A 23,868-nucleotide genomic window follows, 5' to 3' on the forward strand; every position below is an offset into this window, starting at 1 on the left:
CCCATGCAAACCGCTTCCGCTGTCTCTGGGTCCGGGAGCTCCTCGGGGGTTCCCGCCTCGCTCCGGGGCATCCTCCCCGTGCTGGTGGCCCTGCCGGTGCTGCTGGTGCTGGAGTGGATGCTGAGCGACTCGCCGTTCGCCAGCTACCTGCTGTCCATCATGGCGGTGAACATCATCCTCGCGGTGAGCCTCAACATCGTGAATGGGATGACGGGCCAGTTCTCCATCGGCCACGCGGGCTTCATGGCGGTGGGGGCCTACCTGGCCGGTGTCACGTCACTGGCGCTCAAGGACGTGGCCATCTCCTTCCTGCCGGTGGCGGTGAGTGACCAGGTGTTCCTCGTGGTGGCGCTGCTGGCGGGCGGCATCTCCGCGGCGCTGGCCGGCTTCCTGGTGGGCCTGCCCAGCCTGCGTCTCCGGGGTGACTACCTGGCCATCGTGACGCTGGGCTTCGGGGAGATCATCCGCGTGGTGGTGACGAACACCGAGGCCTTCGGACGGGCGCTGGGCCTGAGTGGCATCCCCCAGACGTCCACGGTGGCCATGGTGGGCTTCTGGGTGTTCCTGGTGGTGCTGGTGTCGCGGCGCATCGCGGGTTCCAGCCACGGCCGCAGCCTCTGGGCCATCCGCGAGGACGAGGTGGCCGCCGAGGCCATGGGCGTGAACACCACGGGCTACAAGGTGCGCGCCTTCGTCATCTCCTCCTTCTTCGCGGGCATCGCCGGCGGGCTGTTCGCCCACTTCGTGCCCATCATCAACCCGGGCTCCTTCACCTTCGTGAAGTCGATGGAGATCGTCGTCATGGTGGTGCTGGGCGGGCTGGGCTCGACCACGGGCGCCATCGTGGCGGCGGTGTTCCTCACGCTGCTGCCCGAGGCGCTGCGCTCGGCCTTCGCCGCCTTCGGCTCCGAGAGCAACCTGGCGCAGCAGGTGGATCAGATCCGCATGCCCGTGTACGGCCTGCTGCTGGTGGTGCTGATGCTGTCGCGCCCGCAGGGTTTGTTCGGCACGAAGGAGCTGTGGGAAGTGATTCCGCGATGGATTCCTCGCCGCCGGAAGGGGATGTGATGAGCGGCCCGCTGCTCGAAGCCGTGGGGGTGAGCATCCAGTTCGGAGGCCTCAAGGCGCTCTCGGACTTCAACCTCGCCATCCACAAGGGAGACCTGCAAGGCCTCATCGGCCCCAACGGCGCGGGCAAGACGACCGCGTTCAACGTGCTGACGGGCGTGTACCAGCCCACCCAGGGCGAGGTGCGCGTATCCGGGTTGCGCGTGAACGGGCGGCTGCCGCATCAAATCAACCACCTGGGACTGGCGCGCACCTTCCAGAACATCCGCCTGTTCCGGGCGCTGACGGCGTTGGACAACGTGAAGGTGGCGTGCCGGGGCCAGGCCGCGCTGCACGCGGAGGGCGTGGGTCCGGGCGCGAAGTTCCGCGGGGCGCTGCTCAACTACCGCGACTGGTGGCGGGCGCTGATGCTGACGCCGGGCTTCCTGGCCGAGGAGCGCGAGCTCACGCGGCAGGCCGAGCACCTGCTGGAGGTGATGGGGCTGTCGCACCGCCGCGACGAGGAGGCGCGCAACCTGCCGTACGGTGAGCAGCGGCGGTTGGAGATTGCTCGCGCGCTGGGCACCCGGCCCAAGGTGCTGCTGCTGGACGAGCCGGCGGCGGGTATGAACACCCGCGAGAAGGCGGACCTGATGGTGCTCATCCGCAAGCTCCGGGACGAGTTCGACCTGGGGATTCTCGTCATCGAGCACGACATGAAGCTCGTGATGGGCATCTGCGAGAAGATCACGGTGCTGGACCACGGCGAGACGATCGCCCGGGGTGCGCCGGCAGAGGTGCGCAGCGACCGGAAGGTCATCGAGGCGTACCTGGGAGACAGCTACCTGGAGTCGCACGGAGGCGCGGCGTGAGCGAGGCACAGGTGAAGGTGCTGGGCGCGCGCCAGGAGTTCGCGCCGCTGCTGGCGGTGGACGGGGTGAAGGTGTCCTATGGGGCCATCCAGGCGCTCAAGGGCGTGACGCTGAAGGTGGGCAAGGGCGAGGTGGTGGCGCTCATCGGCGCCAACGGCGCGGGGAAGACGAGCACGCTGAGGGCGGTGAGCGGGATGCTCAAGCCGGTGGGCGGGCGCATCTCCTTCGGGGGCGAGGACACCACGGGCGCCAAGGCGCACACGCTGGTGCCGCGCGGCATGGCGCACGCGCCCGAGGGCCGGGGCATCTTCCCGAACCTGACGGTGCTGGAGAACCTGGAGCTGGGCGCGTACCTGCGCAGCGACGCGGACGGCATCGCGGCGGACATGGAGAAGAGCTACGCGCTCTTCCCGAAGCTGAAGGAGCGGCGCAAGCAGTTCGCGGGGACGCTCTCGGGAGGCGAGCAGCAGATGCTGGCGATTGCCCGCGCGCTGCTGAGCCGGCCCAAGCTGCTGCTGCTGGACGAGCCCTCGCTGGGGCTGGCGCCGCAGGTGACGGAGACGATCTTCCGCAACCTGAGGGATGTGAACGCCTCGGGTGTGAGCATCCTGCTGGTGGAGCAGAACGCGCACCTGGCGTTGAACTTCGCCCACTACGGCTACGTGCTGGAGACGGGCGAGGTGGTGATGGCGGGTCCGGGCAAGGCGCTGCTGGAGAGCCCGGAGATCCGCAAGGCCTACCTGGGCGAGTAGCCGCCCTCCCTCTCCCTCTGGGAGAGGGCTGGGGTGAGGGTCTTCCGCGTCAGGGCAGGACGCCGAGGACGCTCACCCCACCGGGGCCCACCGAGAAGGCGGCGACACCCGGAGCGGGCGGAGCCTTCCGATCGCTGAGCCAGAGATAGACACCGGTGCCGACGAGCGCGGCCCCCACGCCAGCACTCACGCCCGCGAGGATGCGCTGGGTGGTGGCCTGCTGACGCAACTGGCTGATGTTCGCCAGCTCGGACTGGGGCGGGTAGCGGTTGTCGGCGTAGGGCTTGTTGGACTCGATCATCGCGTTGTTGCCGCTGACTACGAAGAACCCCGCGAGCCCGAGCGCCACGATGCCCGCGCCTCCGGACGTATAGGCCAGGGGCGTCTTCCAGGTGCGCCCATCGCTCGAGACCTGTTTGCTCACGCCGACGGCCGGCGGCGGGGCGGACACGGCTGGAGCCTCGGACGGTTTCGTGCTTGGGGTGGGCTCCTGGGCGGGCGTTGGCGTGGCCGCCACGAGCGGCGGGGGAGGCGGCTGCTCGACGAGGGGCGTGACCTTGAGGGGGACGAGGTTGAGTTGCTCCCGCAGGCGGGTGATGGCGGTGCGGACGAGCTCGGACTGGGGCTGACCCCGGCTGCGGATCTGGATGCTCTTCTGATCGACCACCTCGCCCTGGGCGTTCACCACGAGGCCGGAGACGCGGGTGAGCTGGCCGGGATTGAGCGTGATGAGGACGGCGCGGCTGGCCTGGGTGGCGGTGGCGAGCCTGCCGAGGCACTCGGCGGGCTTCTTGGTGGGAGCGCAGGATTTCCTGGGCTCCTTGTCGAGGAAGGCGCGGACCTGGTCGGAGGGAACGAGCTGGATGTCGCCGCGGGCGATCTCCGTGGCGCAGGTGGCCTGGAGGTCCTGGACCTTGTTCTTGTCCTTCTCGCCGACGATGGCGCACGGGTGCAGGGCGACGGAGTCCGTCTGGGCCGAGGCGGCGGGAGCGAGCAGGAGGCCGAGCGTGAGGAGGAGGGGCCGCGGGGTGGGGAGATGTTTCACGGAGGACCCCCGAGAAGGGACAGGTCGTTCGCGGAATGGTCATCGAGTGGAGATGGCCAGGGAGCGCAACTTCCGCGAGTAGGGGCACCATGCTATCCACCAGAGGTGGGCCGTCAAATGGGTTTGGGGAGATGAGCGTGATGCTTCGCAAGGTCCTCGGAACGGTGCTGCTGGTGGGAGCACTCGCTGGATGCACCGCACCGCTTCGCGTGTGCGAGACGGACGCTGATTGTCCGAACGGTGGAACGTGCGATCCGGAACGGAAGCTGTGTTACTCGGCGAGCGCGGAAGGTGGCTCGTGCGAGCCGGCGTGTGCGCCGTATGAAGCGTGCACGCTATCGAACGTTTGTGTCCCCCGGTACACGGGGCTGGTGGTGACGCCAGGGGACGGAGGGGTGGTGGGGGCGGGCCCGGTGCCGGTGACGGCGGAGTTGGTCGTGAGCTCGGGGTTCGTCGGCAACTTCCCCGAGACGCTGAACTTCCGTGTGGTGGCGAGCGATGGTGGAGCGGGTGGCGTGCTGACCACGGTGACGCGGAGTGAGGGCGTCTACAGCACGCAGTGGACACCGGCGGGGGAGGGGGAGTTCCGGCTGACGGCGGCGCACCCGCAGGATGGAGGCCCGAGTGCCACGGTGAGTTTGACGGCGGACACGACGGGGCCGGCCTTCGTGGTGTTCGTGCCTCCGTCGGATGCGGGCGTGGCTGCTGGAGGGACGACTTACGGGGATCCGTCTCTGGCGAACGCGTGGCGCCGCGATCAGGTCGTGCCGGTGGAGATTCGGACGAACGAGCCGCGCCTGGACCCCAGCACCGTGACAGTCGCATTGACGGGCACGGATGGTGGAACCATGCCCGCGGTTGCGGTTACCGCCTTGAGCGGGGCTTGTGACGCGGGCTTCTGCGGCGTGGCTCAGTTGAATCTGTGGGAGCCCCCCTTTGATGCATTCCGCGGCACGATGACTGCTGCTGTGCAGGGCAGGGATACGGTCGGCAATTCGGGCAGTGGCTCCGAAAACATCAATGTCACGCGTTGGAAGTGGACGTTTGATGCTAGCGCTGGCGGAACGTTTGCCATCAAAGCTCCTCCGGCTATCGGCGCTCGGGGAATGGTCTACTTCGGTACGAATGCAAACACTAACGGAAAGGTGTTCGCCCTATCTCCAGAAGGAACTCAGCTCTGGGAGTCGCAGGTTGGTGCGGTTGTTGGCGGTCCCGTGGTGGGGGCTTCTGATGGGGGCACTGAGTTGGTGTACGTGGGGGCTAACAGTACCAGCAATGGAACGCTGTATGCCCTTCAAAGCGAGGACGGCGGAACGCGGCAGACATGCACTCCATCAAATGGTGCCTTTGAAGGTGCATTGGCACTGGGCACGACCGGCACGGCCCAGGCGGAGACTGCGGTCAGTGTCTATAACTCTAATAGCAGTGCCATCGTCGTTGGCATCAGGCCTGGAACTTCTGTGCCTTGCCCGTTGATTGAGAGTCCTGGCAGTGGGGAGCCGATTCCTGTGCTTACCGCAGGAACTCCAGTTGTAATGCGGAACGACAATATTTTCTTCGCTGGTGCCGCATCGGGTGCCCCCAAGATTACGAGTTATGTTTTCGGTGTTAGCGTCCCTCGCAGTAACTGGCCGGTGAACCCCCCTGCCGTGACGCGCAGCTTGGTGCTAGTTGGATCTGACGTTATCGGTGGGGCGGCTGCTACTGACTTTGTCGCTGGTGGGCTGTTCAAGCTCCCGCAGGCCGGTGCTGCGGATGTAACGCGCCTGTACCCAGCAGGTGCATCTTGGTCTTCGCGGGTCTTCAGCTTGGCGGTGGGGAGCGCGTTGGAAACTCCGGACAACGTCTTCTTTGGCTCGGAGCCAACCGGAAGCACCAACTTCAATCGGTTCAACTTGACCACTGCTTCGTTGCAGCCTGTTTCGAGCAACCCGGCCATTCGCGCCACTCCAGTCGTCGGGGCGAATGGCAACGTCTACACCGCTACGACCAACGGCACCGTCAGGGCATGGATCGCCGATACCCTGACTCCGAGATGGACGCTCACTCCGAGTCTGGGCGCGGTGGAGGCTTCGCCCACGCTCGATTGCCCGCGTGATGCCTCGGGCTCATTGGTGGCGGGCACTCATGGCGTCCTCTACGTCCCCGCCGGGGGCAAGCTGTACGCCTTCGTCGTGGACAGCCGGGGCCTGGACACCTCGGCCCCGTGGCCCAAGTACCAGCACGACTCGCGCAACACCGGCAACCCGGCCACTCCCATCACGTCGTGCCCTTGAGCGGTGACGGATTGTTCCTCGTGAAAGCCGTCACTGCGAATACTCCCCCGTAGCACCGGCGATGGACTCGTCGTAGGGTCCGCCGCCATTCGTCTTCAACCCCCAACCTTCAGGACTCGCTCATATGTCATCGCTGTCCCGACTGTTCGCCGCCCTCGTCACCGTTTCCCTGCTCGGCGCCGCTTGCGCCACCCAGGGCTCCTCCACCACTGGCGCCTCCTCCACCGTCGAAGAGGTCCCCAACGAGGGGAGCACCACCCCTCCCGCCGAGGAGGCCCGGCCCGCCACGCAGCTCCAGAAGCTCTCCGCTCCCGAGGGCTTCAACGTCATGTTCCCCGGTGAGCCCCAGCCCCAGCGCGGCGAGGTCGCCATCCCCGGTGGCAAGGTGAACACGGCCGCCTGGACCATCTCCGACCCCAGCGGCGTCCTCTACTCCATCAGCACCGCCGACTATCCCGAGAAGATCGTCGCCGCCAACCCCTCCGCCGCCTTCCTCAACGAGGGCAAGACCGGTCTCGTCAACCAGCTCAAGGGCACCATCAAGGCCGAGGAGGACATCACCCTCCAGGGCTACCCCGGCAAGTCCTTCACCGTCTCCTCCGACAACGGTGAGGTGCGCGCCCGCAACTTCCTCGTCGGGCCCCGCCTCTACACCCTGCTCGTCCTCTTCAACCCGAGCATCGGCGCTCCCCAGGCCGATGCCTTCCTCACCTCGCTCGAGCTGGTGAACCCGCCGCCCGCCATCACCCCGGCCACCTCCGCCACCGCCACCGACGGCGGCACTCCCGCCACCGACGCGGGCACCCCCGCCACCGACGCGGGCACCACGCCTCCCACCGACGCCGGCACCGCCACGCCGCGCAAGTAGTCCCTCCCGTCCGGGACACGCGACGCTTCGGTGCTCGCGTGTCCTGGCCGCCCGGCGTGAGTCCCTCCTCCCCCGGGCCACCCGCTTCAGCTGGACCCGCGGAGGCAACGCCATGTGGGATCCCCAGCAGTACGAGCACTTCCGTGACGCGCGCAAGCGCCCCTTCTTCGAGCTGCTCGCCCGGGTGCCCGCCTCCGCTCCCCGGCTCGTCGCCGACCTCGGTTGTGGCACGGGGGACCTCACCCTCACCCTCGCCGAGCGCTGGCCCGGTGCCCACGTCTCTGGCGTCGACTCGTCCGAGCCGATGATCTCCGAGGCCCTTCGCCGCCCCGCTCCCGCGCACGTCCGCTTCGAGCTCGCCGACCTCGCGCACTGGCGGACGGATTCGCCGCTCGACGTGCTCGTCTCCAATGCCGCCCTGCACTGGCTGCCCGGCCATGGCGCCCTGCTCTCGCGGCTGGTGGGGCTGCTCGCTCCAGGCGGTGTGCTCGCCTTCCAGGTGCCCGCCAACTTCGAGGAGCCCTCGCATCGGCGCATCGACGAGGTGCGCGCGCTCTCCCGCTTCGCCCCCGCGCTCGCCTCCGTGCGCCGCGGGCACGCGGAGTCACTCGCCTTCTACGAGGCCCACCTCGCTGGGCTCGGCCTCGCCGTGGATGCCTGGGAGACGGCGTACCTCCACGTGCTCCCCGGCGAGGACGCCGTGCTTCAGTGGCTGCTCGGCACCACGCTGCGGCCGGTGCTCGCGGCGCTCGGCCCTGGCGAGGACCAGGCCTTCCTCGACGCCCTCCGGCCCCTGCTGCGCCAGGACTACCCGGCGGCCGCGCACGGCACGCCCTTCCTGTTCCACCGGCGCTTCGTCGTGGCCGTACGCCCCTCCTGAGGCGCCGCGCTCACTGCGGCCAGTGCAGGATGCGCCCCCCGCTGCCCACCACCCAGATGTCGTCCGGGCGTGAGGCGGCGATGTCATTGAGGGCGCCTCCACCCCCCGTCGCCGGCATCGCGCTCCACGTGCTCCCGTTGTACCGGAAGACCTTGCCGTTACCCGTGGAGACGTAGATGGAGCTCTTCCCGAAGGCGACCACGGACAGCAGGTCATCCCCCGAAGGCGACGAGTGTTTGCTCCAGGTGCTGCCGTTCCACATGAGCACGGAGCCTTTGTTTCCCACGGCGTAGGCGAGCCTGGAGTTCACTACCCAGACGCCCCGGAGCTGGTCGTTCACCACGCTGGGGATGCCCTGGACGTTCTCGGTCTTCCAGTCGTTGTCCGCCGGTTGGAAGCGATAGACGCGAGGGGTAGCGCCCTGGCCGGGCACATATCCCCCTATGGCGAACAGCGCGTCGCGCGAGAGGCCATGGACGTCCATGAGCGGACCGATGGTGGTGAGGTTGTAGCGATCTCCGCCGAGCGTTCTGGAGACCACCCGCCCGTAATCGCTATTGGCCACGGAGATGCCGGCGATATGCGCCTCGGTGCTCCCATCGGCCAGGGAGAAGATGGTGACACCCCGGGCGTTGTTGTCCGTGGCGGCGGGGGCGGGGATGCAAGACGCGTCGGTGGGGCCATGGTAGGCGACGGCGGTACCCTGACCCACGAGCACGGCGTATTTGAAGACGGGGTCCACCGAGATGCCGTACCAGTCACCCGCGCAGTGTCCGTCGAAGTTGCGGAACGCCGTCTCGCCGGGCGGCCGGGAGCGCAGGGCGTTGCCGCCTCCCGCCACCCACACGCCCCCATCGCCCCACAGCGTCACCGAGCGCCAGTTCTCCGAGGTCGTCGTCGACTGGCTCACCCAATCGCCACCGCCCGCGGGGCACACGCCGCCCTCGTCCGCCGTGCCCTCGCAGTTGTTGTCCACCTGGTCGCACAGCTCGGGGGCATTCGCGTAGGTGAAGGGGTTGCCATCGTCGCAGTCGTCACCCAGGGGGACGTACCCCGCGTCCGGCGTGCACGTCAGCACCCCCGCGTCCGGCTTGCCGTGACTGTCGAGGTCCTCGTCCAGGTAGTAGTTGGAAGGATCGGTGGTGAAGACGCACCGGGTGCCGCCATCCGCGGCGCACGCCGTCGCGCCCGGGCAGTTGGAGCCCGGACTGCACGCGGTGCCCACGGAGTAGCCCTCGTTCTGGGTGCCGTCGCAGTTGTTGTCCAGCGTGTCGCAGAGCTCCCGCGCGGCGGGGTTCACCTGGGCCCGCGTGTCGTCGCAGTCCCTGTCGTTGGCGACGTAGCCGGCGCGGGTGGGCCCGCAGTTCATCACGCCCGCGTCCGCCGCGCCGTACGTGTCCGAGTCGTTGTCGGCGTACAGCGTGGTGGGCTTGGGGTTGTTGCAGATGACGCCGCCATCCGTGCCGCAGACGCGCTTGCCCATGCAGCTGCCCTCGCCCGTGCAGTCGGCGTTCAGCTGCAGCCCATCATCCGGCACGCCGTCGCAGTTGTCGTCCACCGCGTTGCACAGCTCGGGCGCGCCCGAGTAGCGCTGGGGATTGGTGTCGTCGCAGTCGTAGTCATTGGCCACGTAGCCGAGCGGCTGGCTGCAACTGGTGAGGCCCGTGCCATTCTTTTCCCCCTGGCCGTCGTTGTCCGCGTCCTTGCGCCACTGGCCCGGCTGCTCCACGCAGGCGCGCGCGCCCTGGGGATTGCACGTCCAGACGCCCTTGCATGTGTTGGGCGCTTCGCACAGCTGGCCCACGTCGAAGGGCTCGTCCTTCCTGCCGTCGCAATTGTCGTCCCGGTCGTTGCAGAGCTCCTGTGCGCCCGGGTTCCGCTCCTGGCTGCTGTCGTCGCAGTCGGTGCCGCCGGTGGCCATGGACACGTACCCGTCCCCGTCCGCGTCGGTGGCCTCCAGCCGCAGCTCCTTCGCGGTCACCTCGCCCGGGGTGACGGTCACTTCCTCGGCCTTGATGGTCACCGGGGTGCCCGAGCACTCCTTCTCCTCGAAGGCCTCGGCCGTCACGATCAGGGTGGTGCCCCAGCCGGACTCGCGGAAGGCGGCCACCGTCACCGAGCCGCTCCGCGGTTCGCCCTTGCCCGGCAGCTGCGTGGTGCGCGGCTCGCCCGCGCCTTGTGCGTCCCTCACCCCCACCCGGATGCACGTGGGTTTGAAGCCCGAGTACGAGACGGTGAGTTTCACCGCCCCCTCATTGTTGCGGCAGCCGGTGCCAAGAAGGGCCAGGAGGCCAATGAGGAGCACGAGACGCGGGGACATGGCTCCCCATTATGCCTCCTTTTGGGCATTCAGCGGACTTTGGGGAAGTCGTTATGCACCACCGTGAGGCGCTCGTCCGCGGCGAGGCTCGCGGGGGTGATGAGCTCCAGCTCCAGGGGCACCTTCCCGCCGTAGCGTTGCTGGAGCGCCGGCCCCAGCCTCTTCACATCGAGTGTGCCCAGGCGCTCCATCTTCCCGTAGTCCACGCCCGCGGCGGCCGAGTACGCCTTGCGCGCCAGCTCCGAGCAGTACATGGCCCGATCATTCCACTCGAAGCGCCAGTCATAGGGCTTGCCCAGGTGCCGCTTGGCCTCCTTCACGGCCGCCTCGCGCTGGGACTCGGGGAGCTGCTCGGGCCGCAGCACCAGGAGACGGCCGCCCACCCCCCGCGCCTTCCACTTGGCGAAGGGCACCCGCTTCACCGGCTGCACCGCCTCCACCACGTACACGCCCCCAGGGGTGACCTCCACCAGTCCCACGTGAGACAGGGGGCTGTCCGTCGCCGCCTGGATGGCCGCGGATTGCTGCGAGCGCGAGGTGTGGAAGACGAGGTCCCCCGTCCGCAGCTCGCCCTCCAGGGGGCGTGGCGCGCCAGCCGCGGTGTGGGCCAGGAGTGACAGCGACAGCAGCGAGAGCTTCAGCCAACGCATGGAAACCCGGTCCTTTCGGGCGCGTCCACCGCGCCTCGCCGGGTTTCACTGCACGGTGGATGCCAGGGGATTAGCGGCCCAGGGGGACTTCGGCGCGGGGGTGGTATCTGCCACCCAGGCTCTCGAAGAGGAGGAGCCGGTCCACCCGTGCCTCGCCCCACTTCTCGTCCTGGAGCACGCGCACGCACTCGGCCAGCTGCCGGTCTCCCCGGGGCATCTTCGCCCGCGCCAGTGTGAGGTGCGCGGCGTACTCGCGGTGCTCGGGCTCGAAGCCCAGCGGCTTCAACCCCTCCGCCACGTCCGCCTGCAGTGCCCCCAGGGCCTGGGTATCCCCGCTCACGCCGGCCCAGAGGACACGCGGGTGGGCCGGCGAGCCGAAGCCGCCTCCGCCCTCGATGCGCAACACCAGCGGGGCGTGTGCCGGGCCCACGCGGGTGAGGACGTCGCTCACGGCCGGCACCCGCTCGGCCTCCACCTCTCCGAGGAAGCTCAGCGTGAGGTGCAGGTTGGCCGCGGGCACCCAGCGCGCGTGTGGCGCCAGGGCCTTGAGGCGCGGGAGGGCGGCCGAGACCTGGGACTCGATGCCGGGTCCCAGGGTGACGGCGACGAAGAGGCGCATGGCGTCATCCCTCCACTGGCCGGACGGCGCGGCGGCGAGGCCAGAGGGCATAGGCCCAGAAGGGCAGGAAGAGGAGCAGCTCCACGAGGACGACGTACAGGCCGCGCCGGGAGAGCATGCCCGCGCCGATGGGGGCCACGGGAATGGGACGCAGCGGGAAGAAGTAGCGGGTGTCGTCCAGTGGCCAGAGGAGCGCCGCGCCGAGGCCACCCGTGGTCATCGCGTCCAGCAGGCCGTGGCTGCCCAGGGCGGCGAGGGTCAGCAGCCCCGTCTTCAGGGCCGGTCCCCGCGCCAGCCGCGTCCCGGCCGCCACTACCCCCGCCACCGCCGCCGCGAGCAGGACCGAGTGCGAGGCCCCCCGGTGCCCCCACGTCGCCGCATAGGGAATCCTCAGCACGAAGGCGATGACGTCCGCGTCCGGCAGCATGGCCAGTGCGGACATCCCCAGCATGGCCAGGCCCACGCGCCTCGGGGACGCCTGCCCCACCCCCAGGCGTCCGAGCGCCATTCCCACCGCGACGTGACCGAAGCTTGCCATTGGAGCTCCGAGGATAGTCCAACACGGCCGCTCTCTGGAGAACACGCGGGGGCTGGACTAGCCTCCCCGGCTCGTGTCCACCGAGTCCGTTCCCGAGTCCGTCGTCGACGACATCCTTCGCCAGCGGCTCGACGCACAGCGTGTGCGGATGGGCCGCTGGGTGTACCGCTTCCGCGCCCTGGGGGCCCTGGGCTGGCTCGCCTGTGCGTTCGTCTTCGATTGGAGCATCCACCTCAGGAGCGTGAGCGCCTACGTGCTCCTCTCCGTGGCCCTGTGGGCGGGCCTCCGCTTCGTCCCGCTGCTCCGCCACAGGCCGGAGCTCGCCGTGCTGGTGCTCGACATGCCCGCCATCTTCGTCATCCAGGCCCCGGCGGCGGCCCTCTCCATCAACGGCCAGGTGCTCTCCGGCGTCACGGTGGGCGTCTACATCATCCTGGTGATGCTGATGGCCCTGCTGGGCGGCTCGCGCGTGGCCCTGGCCCTGGCCACCCTGCTGGGCATCGCCCTGGAGACGGCGCTCATCCAGCGCACGGGCCGGAGCGTGGCGGACAACCTCCCGGGCGTGGCCCTGGTGCTCATCCTCGCGGCCGTGGCGGCGCAGTACACGCGCCGGCAGATGTTCAAGCTGGTACTCGAGGTGTCCCAGGAGCAGACGCACCGCACGCGCCTGGGCCGTTACTTCTCGCCCGAGGTGGCCCGCCGCATCCTCCAGGCCGGCGCCACCTCCGACGGCGCCCAGGGCGAGCACCGCGAGGTGACGCTGCTCTTCGCGGACATCCGAGGATTCACCTCCATGTCCGAGCGCATGGAAAGCCCCCAGGTGGTGCGGCTGCTCAACGAGTACCTGGCGCGCATGGTGGAGGTGGTGTTCCGCCACGGAGGCACGCTCGACAAGTTCATCGGGGATGGGATTCTGGCGTACTTCGGCGCGCCGCTGGAGCTGACGGGGCACCCGCAGGCGGCGGTGGCGTGCGGGCTGGCCATGCTGGACGCGCTGGAGACGCTCAACGCCGAGCGCCGCTCCCGGGGCGAGGAGCCCCTGAGCATCGGCATCGGGTTGCACACGGGCAGCGTCGTCGTGGGAGACGTGGGCCCGGAGCAGCGGCGCGAGTACACGGTGATTGGAGACGCGGTGAACCTCGCCAGCCGCATCGAGGGGCTGACGAAGAAGGTGGGGGTGTCCCTGCTCGTCTCCGAGGCCACGCGCGTGCGCTGCGGCGACGAGTTCCACTTCGAGGCCGCGGCGCCGCTCCCGGTATCCGGCAAGAGCGAGCCGGTGGCCACCTTCGTCCCGTCCCACAAGGGGTTCCGTGCCGCGGGGTGACGCCATGGATTCCTCTCACTTCGAAGAGCTCCTCCAGCAGCGGTTCGAGGCGCAGCGCGCCCGGGTCGGCCGCTGGACGTACCGCCTCCGCGTCCAGGTGGTGCTGGCCTGGTGGCTGGTGGCCTTCACGTTCGACTGGAGCGTCCCCCTGAAGGCGGTGGCCTTCTACCTGCTGCTCGCGGTGGGGTTGTGGCTCGGCAGCGGCTTCCTCCCGGTGCTGCTCCGGCGGCCCGAGTCCGGCCTGCTGCTGGTGGACATGCCCCTCTTCTTCTTCATCCAGTTCATGGGGCTGGCCGTCTCCCCGGACAATGCCTTCACGGCCGGACTGACGGTCTGCGCCGCCGGCTGCCTGGTGATGGGCGTGGCGACCCTGAGCGACTCGTACGTGAGCGTGGGCGCCGCCACCGTGCTCGCGTGCTTCCTGCAACTGGTGTTGATGTCCCGCCTGGACATCTTCACGGCGGGCCGGGCCTCGGGCGTGGTGCTGGTGCTGCTCATCGTCGCGGCCATTTCCTCGCTGGCCAGCCGCCAGGTGCGCGGGCTCGTGCGCGAGGTGAGCCGGGAGGAGATCCGCCGCAACCGCCTGGGCCGCTACTTCTCGCCCGAGGTGGCTCGCCGCATCTCCGAGCGCGGCACCAACGAGTCCGTGGGCGAGCACCGCGAGGTGACGCTGCTCTTCGCGGACATCCGCGGCTTCACCGCCATGTCCGAGCAACTGGAGAGCCCCCAGGTGGTGCGGCTGCTCAACGAGTACCTGGCGCACATGGTGGAGGTGGTGTTCCGCCATGGGGGCACGCTCGACAAGTTCATCGGGGATGGGATTCTGGCGTACTTCGGCGCGCCGCTGGAGATGGCCGGACATCCGCAGGCGGCGGTGGCGTGCGGGCTGGCCATGCTGGACGCGCTGGAGACGCTCAACGCCGAGCGCCGCGCCCGGGGCGAGGAGCCCCTGAACATCGGCATCGGCATCCACACGGGCCGGGTGGTGGTGGGGGACGTGGGCCCGGAGCAGCGGCGCGAGTACACGGTGATTGGAGACGCGGTGAACCTCGCCAGCCGCATCGAGGGGCTGACGAAGAAGGTGGGCGTGCCCATGCTCGTGTCCGAGGCGACCCTGTCGCGCTGCGGCGACGAGTTCCACTTCGAGGCCGCGGCGCCGCTCCCGGTGGCCGGCAAGAAGGAGCCCGTGGCCACCTTCGTCCCGGCCAGCAAGGCGCTCCGCGCCACGGTGTGAGGGCGGCCTCCTCGCTCAGGCGCGCGCTCCGGCGGAGAACGGACTCACGTACGGCGCCACGGCGAGCTGCTCCCAGGTGTCGTGGAGCCCGTCGAGGTACGTGACCTTGATGCCCGTCATGTCCGCCCCATCGAGGCAGTTCACGTTCACGGAGTAGTAGTCCCCGCCCATTTCGGGGATGTGCCCGTGCCCGAACGCGCGGATTGCGCACACCTTGCAGAACCGGGAATGCGCGGCCTCGGACTTCGAGTAGTCGCCCAGGACCTCCTTCCCGGAGAGCAGCCGGAAGGCCCCCGGCTTCACGTTGATGCCCCACCACGCCGTCTTGGTGCAGATGGTGCAGTTGCACCGGGTCGTCCCCTGGCTCGGGTCGAAGTCCACTTCGAAGCGCACGGCGCCGCACTGGCAGCTGCCCTTGTACGTCCGGAGGCCAGGGGTGAGGGGGCTCTGCGCGGAGGGGGTGTGGCTCATGGCGGGATGCTCCTCGGTTCGGGGCGGGCTTGCTGGGCTCGCCCGTGTGATGAAGAAAAGGTAGGAAGGGTCGCGGACAGATTCGGTCCGCGATGAGAGGAGGCGTACCGTGGTTCAGACGTCCGCCCGGCTGCTCAAGGTCCTGTCCCTGTTGCAGTCCCGGCGCTTCTGGGCCGGCGGAGACCTGGCGCGCGAGCTCGGGGTCACCGAGCGCAGCGTCCGGAGGGACGTGGACCGGTTGAGGAGCCTTGGGTACCCGGTGCATGCGGCCGCGGGGGTTGGCGGTGGGTATCAACTGGGCGCTGGGAAGGAGTTGCCCCCGCTTCCGTTGGAGGACGAGGAGGCGGTCGCCGTCGCGGTGGGGCTGCGTGTGGCCGCGAGCGGGCCCGTGAAGGGGCTGGAGGAGGCCGCGGTCCGGGCGCTCGGAAAGCTGGAGCAGGTGCTGCCGAAGCGGCTCCGGCGGCGGGTGAATGCACTTCAAGCCGTGAGCGTGCGGCTCGGCGACTCGGCGCCCCGGGTCGATGCCGAGGCCCTGGCGGTGATCGCCAATGCGTGCCGTGACTCGGAGCTTCTGCGTTTCGACTACAGCAGCCGCGAGGGCACGGCGAGCGCGCGGTCCGTCGAGCCCTATCGTCTCGTGCACACCAGCTACCGGTGGTACCTGCTCGCCTATGATCTCGACCGGGAGGCGTGGCGGACGTTCCGGGTGGACCGTATCGGGCCTGGACCGAGGACCGGGCGCTCCTTCAAGCCCCGCCCGCTGCCGTCCGAGGACGTGGCCGCCTATGTCTCACAATCCGTCTCGACGGATGCGTACCGGTTCCGCGCGCGGGTGACGGTGCATGCCCCCGCGAGTGTGGTGTCCGAGCGGCTGTCGGGAGTGGCGGGGCGCATCGAGGAATTGGATGCGGAGCGCTGCCTGGTGCATGCCGGTGGCGATAGCCTCGAGGCGCTCGCGTTCTACTTCGCGTGGCTCGGGTTCGAGTTCGAGGTGCACGAGCCGAGGGAACTCATCGAGCACCTGCGCCGCCTGTCCGAGCGGCTCGCCCGGGCCGCACAGCGGTAGTGGGGTTTTGGCTCAGACTTCCGTGAAGCGTGTACCCGTTACGCCGGCTTCCTCCAGGGCCTGTTTGACGCGCTCGGAGACGATGATGATCGTCTGCCAGCCCCATGGACGGAAGATCTCGGTTTCCCCCACCTTGCTGGGGTCGATGCGCATGCCGACCACCTTCCGGTACTCGCCGATCCTGTCCTCGTAACCGTCCTCGATGGTTCGATACGCGACCTCCTCACAGCGCGCATCGTCGATGCAGCGAATCACCCGGAGCAGGTTCATCACGTAATAGGGCTCTGGCTGTCCTTCAACGGTGATGGGGAACAGTTGCATCTGGTTGTTCAGCTCGAGCTGCTCGAAGAGCGCTTTGACCTTGCCGTGGATGATGGGGATGCTGAGCGCGTTGGTCGAGAAGTCCAGCGCGCGCCCGGGGACATACAGAGCGATGTGAGCCGGCTGCTGCACCGAGATGGGCAGCCCGTCGGTCATCTTCCCATGCCATAGCTCCTGGCCGTTCCCCTCAATGGGATCGTTCAGCGCCCAGCGATCCAGGATGCGCATGTCGTCCGACAGTTTGAAATACTTCAAGCCGCCCTCCTCGAATGGCGCTCATGGCGTGGTTGCCAATTGGTGGAGCCTGGTGCCCGGGGTACAGACTTCATCCGCGATCATGTTGAGCTCTTTTTTCAGCTCGATCTTGCAGGCGTCCTTGTTCGGGCATTTACGCACGGCATCGCTGAGGCGTACGAAGATTTCCGTGTGGTACGCCTCGGAATGCGGCCCCGCGTGCTTCAGCAGATAGACCTTGTTCGCGGCATCCTCCAGGCTCATTCCCGCCTTGGCGAAAATGCGCTCGAAGAGTGGCGTCCAGGGTCCTCCTCGCGCATCTGAAATCCTGTTCTTGTTCGTCGCGAGGTGGTGCCAGGTGTACCCGAGCAGCTCGAGGAGGCCGTCTCCGCAGGCTGAACGGAGCGATGCACCGGTCGCGCCCGTGGCCACTCCCGCCATGAGGAGCACTCCCTGCTTCATGCCCACTCGCACCGTGCTCGATGCCGTGGCTTCGAGCAGCCCCGCTCCTTGTGGCAGGGCGAAACGTTGGGGCAACCGGAGCACGTCCTTGAGTCCGGCCCACGTCGTCCCCAGCCCACCCGGGACCGGCTTCGGCACCACCCTGGCGACTCCCCAGCTCGCCACGGTGACCAGCACTCGCAGCGTTGCTCCGCCCGCGTACCGGCCGAAGTGCTTCGCTGCCTCCTCCACCTCCGCCAGGGTGTGGATGTCGCGCGTGGCCTGGTACAGCTTCAGGGCGGCTCCTCCCGCATGGGCCAGTTCCGCAAGGGAGAAGGCGGACACGAGCACCACTGTCACTCCGACCGCGAAGGTCTTCGTGAACAGTGGCTCCGGCGCTGCCCATGACGTGACGTAGACCACCAGTGAGACAGCGACTCCCGCGAGGAAGGCGGGATCGCGGAAGAGCTCCTCGGCTCCCTCTCGCATGCCCTCCGGCATGTATTGGGGGGAGAGCCTCAGTGCCATGAGCAAAGGGCTGTCGCGCAGGGATTCCGGCAGCGGGAGGCGGGGTTCTCCGTAACGCTCCGTGTACTCCTTCAGGAGAACCTTCTCCGAGTCGGGTTGCCGCACCGAGGCGAACACAGGTGCCGCGGATGCCACCCACCGCTCGCGCTGCTTCAACTCGGCCAGGTCTTCATGGAACCGCTGGAGGATGCGCTGGGCGTCTTCCCGGGTGAATCGCTGGAACGAGGGTTCTGTCTTCGCCTGTGGGAGGTACAGCCGGACACCGCCCTTGGGTAATACCTCCATACGCACGAGTGGCAGCGCGGACTCACGGGAAGAGCCCTCTGGGCGCACGTCGCACGAGAACTCCTCCACGGAGGGGTCGACGTCGTCCCTCACCGCCTCCGTAGGGGAGGCGCAGGCCGTCGTCACCGCGAGGTACAGCACCAGTAACAGCTTGATGCGCAGAGGATGCTTCACGGGAAGAAGAAGAGGGCTCGGGCGGGGCGTAGACCCTCACCTCAGCCCTCTCCCAAGGGGAGAGGGGGCTCACACGGGTCCAACCTGGGACCCGTGGCACCCTCACCCCGTCCCTCTCCCGGCGGGAGAGGGGTTCTTGGCTCAGTACGCCTTCGAGAAGACGATGCGGCCCGGCGACGGCTCTCCCGTCACCACGCACTTGCCCGCCTCCTGCTTCTGCGCGAACGGCCGGTTGCGCGTCGTCAGGCCCGTCTCCTCCTTGATCCGCGCCTCCACCTTCGCGTCCCCGTTCCAGTGCGCCAGCAGGAACCCCGCGTCCGCCTTCTCCTTCATCTCCTCGTAGCTGTTCACCTCGAAGGTGTTCGCCTCCCGGAAGCTCTTCGCCTTCTCGAACAGCGCCGTCTGCATCTGCTCGAGCATCTCCTGGGCCTTGCCCACCGCCTGGTCCAGCGGGATGAACTCCTTCTGCTTCACGTCCCGCCGCACCATCACGCACGAGCCCTTCGCCAGATCCTTCGGACCCAGCTCGATCCGGAGGCACGTGCCGATCAGCTCGTGCTCGTTGTACTTCCAGCCCGGAGCCTTGGTGTCGTCGTCGTCTACCACCACGCTCAGGCCCGCCTTCTTCAGGTCCGCCGCCAGCGCGTGCGACTTCTCCATCACCTGCGTCTTCTCCGCGTCCGTCGCCTTGCCGGCAATCGGGATGATCACCACGTGCGTCGGCGCCAGCCTCGGCGGAACGATCAGCCCCGAGTCATCCGAGTGCGTCATGATCAGACCGCCGATGAGGCGCGTGGACACGCCCCACGACGTCTGCCACACGTGGTGCTGCTTGCCGTCCCGCCCCTGGAACGTCGTGTCGAACGCCTTGGCGAAGTTCTGCCCCAGGTTGTGGCTCGTGCCCGCCTGCAGCGCCTTCTTGTCCTGCATCATCGCCTCGATGCTGTACGTGCGCAGCGCGCCGGCGAACTTCTCCGACTCCGTCTTGCGCCCCGTCATCACCGGCATCGCCATGTAGTCCTCGGCGAACTTCCGGTACACCTCCAGCATCTGCAGCGTCTCCTTCTCCGCGTCCTCCTCCGTCTCGTGGCAGGTGTGTCCCTCCTGCCAGAGGAACTCCGTCGTCCGCAGGAACAGGCGCGTGCGCATCTCCCAGCGCATCACGTTCGCCCACTGGTTGATGAGCAGCGGCAGGTCCCGGTAGCTCTGGATCCACTTGGAGAAGCTGCGGTTGATGATCGTCTCGGACGTGGGCCGGATGACGTACGGCTCCTCCAGCTTCGACCCACCGGCGTGCGTCACCACCGCCAGCTGCGGGTTGAAGCCCTCGACGTGCTCGGCCTCCTTCTTCAGGTAGCTCTCGGGGATGAGCAGCGGGAAGTAGGCGTTCTTGTGCCCCAGGTCCTTGAACATCTTGTCCAGGACCCGCTGCATGTTCTCCCAGATGGCATAGCCATTGGGCCGGATGACCATGCAGCCCTTCACGTCCGAGTAGTCGGCGAGCTTCGCCTTCTGGACCAGGTCCACATACCACTCGGAAAAGCCCTTCTCGCGCGGTGCCAGCTTCTCGGCCATCTGCTTGAAATCCTTCGAAAATGAGTGAGGGCCGTTGCCTACGCCAGCCCCCGCCCGGAATCAATGGTTGCGGGCTATTCGCAGCGTGTGGCCTCGTGCCGGCAGTCATGGCCGGAACGGTCCAACTCCAGCTGGTAGAGGGACTGGAGGGCCTCGTTCTCCAGGGACACCCCCAGCCGCCGGGGGCCCGTCCCCGGCTCGTTGAGCAGGATGTCCACCGTCTCCAGCCCCCGCTGGGGCACTGGATCCGCCGGGGCCGCCATCACGCTCCGCTCCTCGAAGCGCTTCCAGGTCCGCCCGCCCGTCGTGCCCGCCACCGTGGCGAAGCCCTCGGCGCAGCGCGCCGCCCCTCCCACGAAGCCCGCCTGGTACACCCGGGCCCGATGGCCCCCCGAGGCCGCGCACATCCCCCCGGACGCCCCGGACTCGAAGCTGTTCCACAGCACGCACCCGTTGACGATGGACGTCCCGCTCCCCGTCTGCTCCCGGGACGCCCCGTAGCGCACGTACCACCCGGCCTCCAGGGAGCCGGCTTCCTTCTCACCCGTCGTCACCCGCCCGTCCGCCCCGAACTGGGACACGTCCACCAGCGAGTCCTCCGTCAGCATGCCGGCCTCGTACGCCGTGGCCGCCGCCGCCGTGTCGAAGGTGCGCGCCTTCTTCACCCCGTAGCTCCAGAAGCCGTAGAAGCGGTTGACGCTGGTGGCCGGCAGGGGCTTCGTCGCCGCCACGGGCACCCAGTCGTCCTTCGTCACCCGGCAGCCGCTGGCGTCACAGGTGTACTCCAGCCGCCCCGAGCTGCTCGCCGTGCAGCCGTTGGCCGCGTCGTAGTCCCAGTCCAGGGCCACCTTCGTCGAGCCGCACGTGCCCCCCTCCGTCGCCGGGGTGGGGGTGCTCGGGGTGTACTGGTAGCCCTCGTAGGTGGTGCTGGCGCTCCAGAGCGTCGAGCCGCCACGCTGCACGGTGACGGTCTGGCTCGCTCGGCACCCGAGCTGCGCGCACCCCAGCGGGTTGGACAGCCGGCACGTCGTCCCGCCGCTCTCCGCCAGGTTGTAGCGGTCTCCCGTCCCCACGAAGGTGCGCAGGTAGCCCGTGTCCGACTGCACCGTGTTGGAGGTCATGTAGCTGAAGGCCGGCCGCACCGTGTCGGCGCCGGGGCTCGCCACCGTCTCCGGGGGCTTCACCTGGAAGGCGCGAGCGGCGAACCAGTTGGCCATCTTGCCTCCGCCCGCGGGCCGCTCCCCGGGTTGCCAGAAGCGCACCGTCCACACCTGGCCCCCGTAGTCCGCCACCGTCGCCGTGTCGAAGAGCAGATCTCCATCCGGCTTGGAGCTGAGCTCGCCGCCAATGTCCATCATCGCCACGCTGGCCGCGAAGGGGTGGCGCAGGTGCTCGGAGCGCACGCTGCCGTCTCCGTGGAAGAAGCTCCACAGCGTCTCGCCCGTCTTCATGTCCACCATGGCCAGGCCCCGGCCCCGGTTGTGCGAGCGGTCATATCCCCCGTTGAGCATGACGACCCACTCCTCGCGCGCCGGCTTGCCCGCCACGCGCCACGGGCCGTCCGGGTCCGCCAGCGCCACCGGGCCAATCGGCGGAGGCCGCGGCGCGAAGTGTCCATCGCTCTCGCCCAACTGGAGCGCGAGCGCGTCACACGGCTGCGGCCACATCCACAGGAAGTCCCCCTGCTGATTGGGCGGGCGGCCCGTCTGTCCCACGCCCGGGCTGTTCATCAGCGCCGTCACGTCCAGCGCGAAGCGGTGCACCCCGCCCGTGCCCGAGCCCACCACCGCCACCGTGCGGAACTCGCTGGCCTGTTTCTTCCCGTCCGCCTCCGCGTCCCCGGCGGCGCCCACCCCGTCCAGCCACACCTCGCGCACCATGGGCGTGCCGTCCACGAACCAGCCGTGCTGGCCCAGCTTGGGTAGCAGCTTCGGCAGCAGGTCCGGGGGGATGAAGGCCCAGAGCTCCTCGCCCGTGCCCTCGTCGTGCTTCGGCAGGCCGGTGAGCGCATCCTTCCCCGTGCGGACGCCATTGTGGAAGGCGTGCAGCATGCCGCCGTTGGAGCCCACCAGCACCACCCTGTCCCGCTGCTCGTGGCGCGCCACGTACTCGTCATAGGCGTCGCGCGTGCGGCCCGTGCCCGTCTCCGTGTAGCGCTTCTGCTCCGTGCGGCCCGCGTAGAGCGTCTGCAGGCACTGCGTCGAGAAGCCACAGAATTCCCGCGGCATGGGCGGCTCCACCGTCTGCGGCGCCGAGTGGAAGATGTCATGCAGCAGGAAGGGCCGGTCGAAGTCGCGCCGCGTCTTGTCCGTGTTCAGCACGTCCGCGCCCCGGTAGTAGCGGATGACGGCACGGGCACAGTCGTCCGGGCCCAGCTTCTCGCCCGCCACGGTGCACCCGCTGGCACTGATGCCGAGGACCTCGCGCAGGACGGACGCATTGGCCTCGGTGAAGGCGACCGGCGTGTCGTGCGAGTCCAGCTTCCCATCCGGTCCGCCCGAGGGGCCACCGTTGTCCACGAGCGTGTAGATGTCCCGCGTCTTCCACCGCTGGGACGCCACCGCCGAGGGCTTGAGCTTCTGGCCCGCCTCCCAGAAGGGCCTGGCGGGCACCAGCCGGTCCTTCAGCTTCACGAAGTCACCGGCCTCGTTCTCCACCACGGCGTCCCCGTCCATGTCGATGAGGTGGACGTCGTCACAGTCCTTGTCGTGGTTGAGGTCCCACGCGTCTCCGCCCGAGGCGGCGAGCGCCGTCTTGCAGCCGAGCAGCAGCTCCGAGGCGAGCTTGTAGCGGTAGAGGTAGCCGCGCCACGGCTCCTCCCGGTCCCGGCCCGGACGCAGGCGGGGCACCAGCGTGCCGCTCGCCGAGCCGAGCTGTCCACCGGACGTGGATGCCGCGGAGAAGGACGTGGAGCGCCGGTTCACGTTGGCGATGATGTCCTCCAGCGCCTGCTTCAGCCCCGCGCCGTCGTTGGCCTGGTAGTAGAGGCCGCCTCCCACGCGCGCCGCGTTCTTGAGGATGTTGGCGTTGATGCCGAAGCCGATGGCATGGACGGTGAGGCTCTGCCGGCCCCCGGTGTCGAAGTCCCCCACCACCGCGGGGCCGCCGGTCTGAAGGTCCTTCGTGGCGAGCAGCTTCGCCACGTCATCCAGCTTGTGCAGCGCGTCCTCCGGGCAAGGCTCCGAGGCGGGGCACTCCACCGCGCCGCCATTGAGGGCCTCGATGGTGCCGGCCGGGACGTGCTCGTCGGCGCTCGGCTCGCCGTCCGTGACGATGACGATGGAGGTGGCCTGGCAGCCCCAGCACCAGCTGCGCTCCGGACGCGAGAGCGAGGCGTTCTGGAAGCCGCTCTTGAGGAAGCTCGAGTCGAAGCCGAAGACGTCCGTGTACACGGCGTTGCTGGAGGAGAAGTACTGCCCCAGGTTGAGGAGCGACTCGGCCAGCGGGGTGGCTGCCTTGAAGCGCAGCGCGTCCACGGCCGCGAGGTAGCTGGGGCGCACGGTCTCGAAGGCCCGCGGGTCCGCGCCGAGCTGCTCGCACGAGGGGCCCTGCGGCATGGACATGAGCGCGCCGTGCACCGTGTTGTCCGCGTCGAAGTAGCTGAGGCCCACGCGCACCTGGCGCATGTCCCGGAGGATGGCCTTGAGCACCGCCTTCGCCGTCACGTACTTGGGCGGGTTGAAGTTGAGGAAGCGGCCCGAGAAGGCATACGTGTAGCGCCTCGGGTCCGTGCCCGGCCTCGAGCCCGTGGCCCCCGGCCGCTTGTAGAAGCCCTTCGTCTCCATGCAGGAGAGGCAGGCGTTGTAGAGCGCCCGCGTGGGGTCCGCGCTCTCCGGGTGCTGGTACGCGCAGACCTCCTCCTTCGTGTTCCATTGCGAGGCCGGCGCGTTGAGGTCCTCCCAGAACATGTACGCGTAGAACTTGTCGTCGCGGAACAGGCCGGGGTGGTCCGCGTCCGGCACCGGGTACGCCGTGGTGGGGTTCCACCCGTTGGCCGCCTGCATCGCGAGCACGTCCGGATTGGAGCAGCCGTCCCCGGCGGCGAAGAAGGCCTCGTGGTTGCCCTCGTTGACCTGGGGCAGCTCGCGCATGGACGCCGAGGTGTCGATGAGGAAGTGCACGTTGGGCGGCGTGCCCTCGCTCATGAAGAAGCGCTCGTCGCCGGTGATGTCCTGGCCTCGCAGGGCCTCGGCGGCGAGCGACGTGGTGAGCTGACAGCATGCGGCCTTCGCTCCGGGGTCCTCGGCCGTGGCGGAGGCGGCCGTGGCGGAGGCGAGCAGGAGCGCGGCGGCGGACAGGCGGCGGAGGTGGCTCCGGGCGTTCATGGAATCGGTTCCTCGGAGGAAGG

19 protein-coding genes and 1 pseudogene are annotated in these 23,868 nt (G+C 68.8%); 10 read left to right on the forward strand and 10 right to left on the reverse strand.

The features are described from left to right. The first annotated feature begins 3 nt into the window (after positions 1-3). Genes BO221_RS35730 through BO221_RS35740 form a run of 3 tightly spaced genes read left to right on the forward strand, consistent with a single transcriptional unit; the run spans position 4 to position 2,671 of the window. Complete coding sequence (locus BO221_RS35730) at positions 4-1,068, forward strand: branched-chain amino acid ABC transporter permease (RefSeq protein ID WP_073565336.1); 1,065 nt, start codon at positions 4-6, stop codon at positions 1,066-1,068. Then, a complete protein-coding gene (locus BO221_RS35735; protein WP_369865926.1) occupies positions 1,068-1,919 on the forward strand; it encodes an ABC transporter ATP-binding protein in 852 nt (283 codons plus the stop codon). Before BO221_RS35730 ends, BO221_RS35735 begins: the two co-directional genes overlap by 1 nt. Further along, positions 1,916-2,671: an ABC transporter ATP-binding protein gene (locus BO221_RS35740; RefSeq protein ID WP_073565338.1), complete on the forward strand. Its 756-nt coding sequence runs from the start codon at positions 1,916-1,918 to the stop codon at positions 2,669-2,671. The genes BO221_RS35735 and BO221_RS35740 overlap by 4 nt, the downstream gene beginning before the upstream one ends. Before the next feature lie 49 nt (positions 2,672-2,720). On the opposite strand, the gene BO221_RS35745 is transcribed toward BO221_RS35740, so the two are convergent. Next, on the reverse strand, positions 2,721-3,716 hold the full coding sequence (locus BO221_RS35745) for a hypothetical protein (protein WP_073565339.1): 996 nt from the start codon (positions 3,714-3,716) through the stop codon (positions 2,721-2,723). Between the two features lie 1,106 nt (positions 3,717-4,822). Between BO221_RS35745 and BO221_RS57700 the strand changes: the two are divergent. The 4 genes and pseudogenes from BO221_RS57700 to BO221_RS35760 form a co-directional block, all read left to right on the forward strand. After that, a pseudogene (locus BO221_RS57700) lies at positions 4,823-5,008 on the forward strand (PQQ-binding-like beta-propeller repeat protein); the annotation flags it as partial. 534 nt (positions 5,009-5,542) lie between these two features. Continuing rightward, positions 5,543-5,992, forward strand: a complete 450-nt coding sequence (locus BO221_RS56610; RefSeq protein ID WP_233166400.1) for a hypothetical protein — start codon at positions 5,543-5,545, stop codon at positions 5,990-5,992. Positions 5,993-6,116: 124 nt separating this feature from the next. Continuing rightward, positions 6,117-6,860 (forward strand): hypothetical protein, encoded by a 744-nt coding sequence (locus BO221_RS35755; RefSeq protein WP_073565341.1) that lies wholly within the window; start codon positions 6,117-6,119, stop codon positions 6,858-6,860. A 112-nt stretch (positions 6,861-6,972) separates the two neighbouring features. After that, complete coding sequence (locus BO221_RS35760) at positions 6,973-7,740, forward strand: methyltransferase domain-containing protein (protein WP_073565342.1); 768 nt, start codon at positions 6,973-6,975, stop codon at positions 7,738-7,740. A gap of 10 nt (positions 7,741-7,750) precedes the next feature. On the opposite strand, the gene BO221_RS35765 is transcribed toward BO221_RS35760, so the two are convergent. The 4 genes from BO221_RS35765 to BO221_RS35780 all read right to left on the reverse strand — a co-directional run bounded on the left by BO221_RS35765 (position 7,751) and on the right by BO221_RS35780 (position 11,867). Continuing rightward, the gene (locus BO221_RS35765; protein WP_083681855.1) at positions 7,751-10,060 is read right to left on the reverse strand and encodes a MopE-related protein; all 2,310 of its coding nucleotides are present in this window, start codon (positions 10,058-10,060) and stop codon (positions 7,751-7,753) included. Positions 10,061-10,089: 29 nt separating this feature from the next. After that, a complete protein-coding gene (locus tag BO221_RS35770) occupies positions 10,090-10,710 on the reverse strand; it encodes a YiiX/YebB-like N1pC/P60 family cysteine hydrolase (protein WP_073565343.1) in 621 nt (206 codons plus the stop codon). Between the two features lie 70 nt (positions 10,711-10,780). Beyond that, positions 10,781-11,329: an RNA 2',3'-cyclic phosphodiesterase gene (gene thpR / locus BO221_RS35775; RefSeq protein WP_073565344.1), complete on the reverse strand. Its 549-nt coding sequence runs from the start codon at positions 11,327-11,329 to the stop codon at positions 10,781-10,783. A gap of 4 nt (positions 11,330-11,333) precedes the next feature. Continuing rightward, positions 11,334-11,867: a metal-dependent hydrolase gene (locus BO221_RS35780; protein WP_073565345.1), complete on the reverse strand. Its 534-nt coding sequence runs from the start codon at positions 11,865-11,867 to the stop codon at positions 11,334-11,336. 73 nt (positions 11,868-11,940) lie between these two features. On the opposite strand from BO221_RS35780, the gene BO221_RS35785 reads away from it, so the two are divergent. Together BO221_RS35785 and BO221_RS35790 are read left to right on the forward strand one after the other, a co-directional pair. Next, positions 11,941-13,191, forward strand: a complete 1,251-nt coding sequence (locus BO221_RS35785) for an adenylate/guanylate cyclase domain-containing protein (RefSeq protein ID WP_073565346.1) — start codon at positions 11,941-11,943, stop codon at positions 13,189-13,191. 4 nt (positions 13,192-13,195) lie between these two features. Beyond that, on the forward strand, positions 13,196-14,425 hold the full coding sequence (locus BO221_RS35790; protein WP_073565527.1) for an adenylate/guanylate cyclase domain-containing protein: 1,230 nt from the start codon (positions 13,196-13,198) through the stop codon (positions 14,423-14,425). 15 nt (positions 14,426-14,440) lie between these two features. Here BO221_RS35790 and BO221_RS35795 read toward each other — a convergent pair whose 3' ends face one another. Then, the gene (locus tag BO221_RS35795; protein ID WP_073565347.1) at positions 14,441-14,896 is read right to left on the reverse strand and encodes a GFA family protein; all 456 of its coding nucleotides are present in this window, start codon (positions 14,894-14,896) and stop codon (positions 14,441-14,443) included. A gap of 109 nt (positions 14,897-15,005) precedes the next feature. On the opposite strand from BO221_RS35795, the gene BO221_RS35800 reads away from it, so the two are divergent. Further along, positions 15,006-15,962: a YafY family protein gene (locus BO221_RS35800; RefSeq protein ID WP_073565348.1), complete on the forward strand. Its 957-nt coding sequence runs from the start codon at positions 15,006-15,008 to the stop codon at positions 15,960-15,962. Positions 15,963-15,974: 12 nt separating this feature from the next. Here the strand turns inward: BO221_RS35800 and BO221_RS35805 are convergent, their stop codons facing one another. The 4 genes from BO221_RS35805 to BO221_RS35820 all read right to left on the reverse strand — a co-directional run bounded on the left by BO221_RS35805 (position 15,975) and on the right by BO221_RS35820 (position 23,845). After that, on the reverse strand, positions 15,975-16,538 hold the full coding sequence (locus BO221_RS35805; protein ID WP_233166401.1) for an imm11 family protein: 564 nt from the start codon (positions 16,536-16,538) through the stop codon (positions 15,975-15,977). Between the two features lie 21 nt (positions 16,539-16,559). Continuing rightward, the gene (locus tag BO221_RS35810) at positions 16,560-17,945 is read right to left on the reverse strand and encodes an AHH domain-containing protein (protein WP_073565349.1); all 1,386 of its coding nucleotides are present in this window, start codon (positions 17,943-17,945) and stop codon (positions 16,560-16,562) included. A gap of 141 nt (positions 17,946-18,086) precedes the next feature. Then, the gene (proS, locus tag BO221_RS35815) at positions 18,087-19,520 is read right to left on the reverse strand and encodes a proline--tRNA ligase (RefSeq protein WP_073565350.1); all 1,434 of its coding nucleotides are present in this window, start codon (positions 19,518-19,520) and stop codon (positions 18,087-18,089) included. Positions 19,521-19,594: 74 nt separating this feature from the next. Then, positions 19,595-23,845, reverse strand: coding sequence for a hypothetical protein (locus tag BO221_RS35820; protein ID WP_073565351.1), 4,251 nt, complete (start codon positions 23,843-23,845; stop codon positions 19,595-19,597). Positions 23,846-23,868 lie beyond the last annotated feature (23 nt).

The organism is Archangium sp. Cb G35, assembly GCF_001896145.1.
Classification (GTDB): domain Bacteria; phylum Myxococcota; class Myxococcia; order Myxococcales; family Myxococcaceae; genus Archangium; species Archangium violaceum.